General features: G+C 60.1%; 6 protein-coding genes. 4 read left to right on the forward strand and 2 right to left on the reverse strand.

The features are described 5' to 3' along the window. Window positions 1-257: 257 nt before the first annotated feature. Window positions 258-500, forward strand: a complete 243-nt coding sequence (locus tag NKJ40_RS31485) for a hypothetical protein (protein WP_023677110.1) — start codon at window positions 258-260, stop codon at window positions 498-500. Between the two features lie 75 nt (window positions 501-575). Here NKJ40_RS31485 and NKJ40_RS31490 read toward each other — a convergent pair whose 3' ends face one another. Further along, window positions 576-887: a hypothetical protein gene (locus NKJ40_RS31490; RefSeq protein WP_352469349.1), complete on the reverse strand. Its 312-nt coding sequence runs from the start codon at window positions 885-887 to the stop codon at window positions 576-578. A gap of 309 nt (window positions 888-1,196) precedes the next feature. Here NKJ40_RS31490 and NKJ40_RS31495 point away from each other — a divergent pair, with 309 nt between their 5' ends. Then, window positions 1,197-1,361, forward strand: a complete 165-nt coding sequence (locus tag NKJ40_RS31495; protein ID WP_023677107.1) for a DUF3309 family protein — start codon at window positions 1,197-1,199, stop codon at window positions 1,359-1,361. A gap of 268 nt (window positions 1,362-1,629) precedes the next feature. On the opposite strand, the gene NKJ40_RS31500 is transcribed toward NKJ40_RS31495, so the two are convergent. Continuing rightward, window positions 1,630-1,821: a hypothetical protein gene (locus NKJ40_RS31500; protein WP_352469350.1), complete on the reverse strand. Its 192-nt coding sequence runs from the start codon at window positions 1,819-1,821 to the stop codon at window positions 1,630-1,632. A 564-nt stretch (window positions 1,822-2,385) separates the two neighbouring features. Here NKJ40_RS31500 and NKJ40_RS31505 point away from each other — a divergent pair. Further along, window positions 2,386-3,060, forward strand: coding sequence for a Crp/Fnr family transcriptional regulator (locus NKJ40_RS31505; RefSeq protein WP_502903792.1), 675 nt, complete (start codon window positions 2,386-2,388; stop codon window positions 3,058-3,060). A gap of 170 nt (window positions 3,061-3,230) precedes the next feature. Further along, window positions 3,231-3,758, forward strand: coding sequence for a YciE/YciF ferroxidase family protein (locus tag NKJ40_RS31510; RefSeq protein ID WP_352469352.1), 528 nt, complete (start codon window positions 3,231-3,233; stop codon window positions 3,756-3,758). Window positions 3,759-3,893 lie beyond the last annotated feature (135 nt).

The following is a 3,893-nucleotide window of genomic DNA, read 5'->3' on the forward strand; positions in this document are numbered from 1 at the left end:
TTTTGTGTTGTTGGCGCTCTCTCGGGCCCGCCCCGCCCCCCCCCGCCCCCCCGCGGCGCCCGGGTCGGGGGGGGGGGGTGGGGGGGGGCGGCGCCCCCCCCCCCCCCCCCCCCCCACGCCAAACAATGGTTTGGAAACGCAAAACAAAAGACGCCGGCTGAGTCCTGCAAAGTGCAACGCAAGCCGCGAGATCGTACGGAATCGTACAAGCTCTTTCGCTTTGCCGCAGTCTTGCTATCGTTGGCTGGGAGAGATGGGTGGAGGCTTCCGTGGGGCAGATCAAGTCGCCGCTAGGAATCGGTATTGACACCGACGCTGCCGTTCATACCATCATGGCCGACTATCATTCCGGCGACATTCTCTCGACCACCGTCGTCATAGCCGATTTGCGCAAACGCTTTCCCTGGTTCCGGCAAACCGACGAGGAGCTGGTTGGCTTCATCGTTCGGGCGCTGGACGGTCGGGATATCGCGGTCAGCTTCGACCACCGCGGCCGTTAGGCTGATTTTAAGGCAAAACCAGCCGGCCGCGGAGCCTATGCTCCGCGGCCTCGTCAGGCTGTGATGACCGGGCGCTTACTTGCCGCAGTGGTTGTCGTTCACCGTCGGCGCCATCGTGCCCGGAGCCTTGCCGGTCGCATCGGGCAGAGCCCCCTGCGGGCCCAGCGGGCAATTCCGGTCGGCATTCGAATTCGTCGTTGAGAAATCGCGAATGCTGTTGGTGATGGTCGAATCCGTGCCGGTGTCAGGGCCGCCATTATCCGGGACTACGACCGTCCGCCCGCTACCGTCGGCAGCGGCTCCGGAGGGGTCGCCGACGTTCTGGGCCATCGCTGACGTGGCCAGACCGATCGTAAGCGCCGAAGCTGCGAGAATTTTCGTGAGCATGATGCTTCTCCTTTTTACGAGGGTCGTCGCGTTGCGACTACGAAAACAACCGTTCGGGCGGGCGAAGGTTCCGACAAATTTCCTATGAAATTCAGCATGTTCTCAGGTGTTCAAGGTGGCCGGCATGCCATTCTCCGCGGGCACGCATCTATGGACTTTTCTAACGGCACAGCCCGGCATTTTGCTCGCCGCATGAGCGTACGCCTTACCGTCCCGCCGGAACAGGAATGCTCCTTGCGAGTTCATACCTTTGTACAATGCGACGCGCTGATGCGAATGGCGGCAGCGCAAACAAGGAGAGCAGACATCATGGGCCTTGGAACCATTCTCATCATTATCTTGGTCCTTGCCTTGCTTGGCGGCTTCAGCGGCTTGGGCGGCGGACCGTTCTATGGCACCGGCTATTACGGTGGTGGCGGCCTCGGCCTGGTGCTGCTTATCGTCATTATCCTGGTCCTGCTTGGGCGCATTTAATGCATGTCGCGCAAAAGTGTGCAGCGGTTTTGCGGTAACGACATGCATAGAACAGGAACCTGAAGCGCGTCGCGTGAGGCCGGTCAAACGCGACGCGCTTTAGTGTCACGCTCGCGGACAAAAACGCCTGCCGCTTGGCAATAAGCGCCGGGGCGTTTGTCGTGAAAAGACAAGATTTCCATGATCCTTGGCCAACCAGGATCCCTGGCTAAAAAGGGCGACCCGGTGCCGAACCTTTCGGCACCGAGGACACCACCATAGCAGCAGCTTAGTGTTGGCGATCGGCGGCCAGCGCTTCTTTCAGATCGGCGCTGAGCACACCCTCGTTGAACAGCGACATGATACGGGCGGCCAACCGCTCGCGGACAGGACTGTCGTCCGCAACACCCAACTCGCGGCAGCAGTCGTCGAGCGCTTTTTTCAGCACGCTCAGTTCGGCTGGAGTTGCTGCACCTTGCATCGACATGCCATCCTCCCTTGAAAAGGGCGAAAGCGCGAAGCGTCTTTCAAGCGTCCACTCGCCATGTCTGTGTGGACGACTCCAATTCAATTAGCGCCGCTCTCGTCCAAACTCAATGTACGGAAATTACCAAGCAGACAGTTTGGGAACGACTGCCTTCCACCTGCATTGTTGCTGCGATCCAACCCACCCCTCATTTGGATCACTGGGCGTAGCCCACGACGCCCGAATGGAGCCCGTTGCATCCCTCGCGACGGGCTCTTTCGCGCCCGGATGATCTCAATTGTCGTTTTCGTACCAAACTGTCTTTGGTACGTTTCCAACTCTAACTTTCAGTCGGATGTTTTCGTAGGCAAGCGGCAGGAGAAACTGCCGTGCATCGATTCATTTTTTTATTTAGTAGGCTCCATACCTTTCAGTGCTTATATGAGCGTTATCGTCCGCAGGTTATACCGGGCGCGGACGGCTGGGAGATAAAAAAGCTCTTGCCCTGTTTTGGGGCTAGCTATGTCTGATCCAGCAATTTCCAATAAAAATCTATACAAAAACAAGCTGTTGCGCCGGATGAGCGCCGGCGATTTCGCATCTCTCGAGCCGCACATCGAGCGCTGTTCGCTGGAGTTACGGCAATCGCTCGAAGTGTCCGGATCGCCGATCGAGGCCATTTATTTCCTCGAGGACGGCATCGGTTCGGTGGTTGCGAAAATGCCGAACGGCAGCGATGCGGAAGTTGGCCTTGTCGGCTTGGAAGGTATGACCGGCTCGGCCCTGATAATGGGCGACGACCGTACGGTCCATGATTGCTATGTGCAGCTGGCGGGAGAAGCCGCCAGGATTGACGCCGAGCCGTTCAAGTCGGCGCTGACGCAAAGCCCGACGCTGCGGCTGTTCTTGCTGCGCTACGTGCAATATCTGCATGTCCAGACTGGCTATACCGCGCTGGTCAACGCGCGATCGAAACTTGAAGACCGGCTGGCGCGCTGGCTGCTCATGTGTGACGATCGGGTGGACGGCGGCCGGCTGACGATCACTCACGAATTCCTGTCGATCATGCTTGGCGTAAGGCGCCCGGGCGTCACGGTCGCGCTGCAGCTGCTTGAGGGGCGAGGGCTCATCCGGTCCCGCCGCGGCGAAATTATCATTCGCGATCGCGATGGTCTCGTCGCACTGGCGGATGGCGGCTACGGCATGGCAGAGGCCGAATATACCCGCCTGGTCGAGCATATCGGCGAGCGCTGACGGCGCTTTCCTGGCCGATTGCTGCCGCAGGTCGAGGTCCCTTGCGACACTACACGGCGGGTCCGAAAAAATTTTCAAAGCTGCCGGACCGTCAGGGAACTTGTTTCCCGTCGGTGGGTTATCGGACGCCTCCACTTTGCGAGGCGGCACCAACCATTCGGGAGAGGATCATGGCGACCACGAAAAAGGCCGCGAAGGCGGCAAGCAAGGGCCTTGAGGATCTGTTCCACGACGGGCTCAAAGACCTCTACTACGCCGAGAAGAAGATACTGAAAACGCTGCCCAAAATGGCCAAGGGCGCCGAGTCGGAAGAAGTGACCGCCGCCTTTGAGAAACACCGCATGGAAACCGAAGGACATGTCGACCGCCTCGAGGAGGTGTTCGAGAAATTCGGCAAGCCGGCCCGCGGCAAGACCTGTCCGGCGATCGACGGCATCATCGAAGAGGGCTCGGAAGTGCTCGAGGAGTATAACGGTGCTCCCGCGCTCGACGCCGGGCTTGTCGGTGCGGCGCAGGCTGTCGAGCATTACGAGATCGCTCGCTACGGCACTTTGATCGCGTGGGCGGAAGAACTCGGCAAGAGCGACGTTGTCGAGCTGCTCAGGGCAACTCTCAAAGAAGAGGTCGCGACCGACGAAGCGCTTTCCAAGCTCGGCGAAAGCGGTGTCAACGAACGCGCAATGCAAGAAGCCGCTTGATCTACCAGATCGCCTCCGAGCCGCCGGGCATGGTTTGCGCCGCGCGGGGAGTTGGGGGGCACCGCGGTTTATGGAGTTGGTTCGGTGGGGGGGGGGGGGCGGGGCCCCCAGAGCGGCCTGACGCGGGCGCGCGGG

Origin of the sequence: Mesorhizobium sp. M0119 (assembly GCF_040322615.1) — a bacterium.
Lineage (GTDB): Bacteria > Pseudomonadota > Alphaproteobacteria > Rhizobiales > Rhizobiaceae > Mesorhizobium.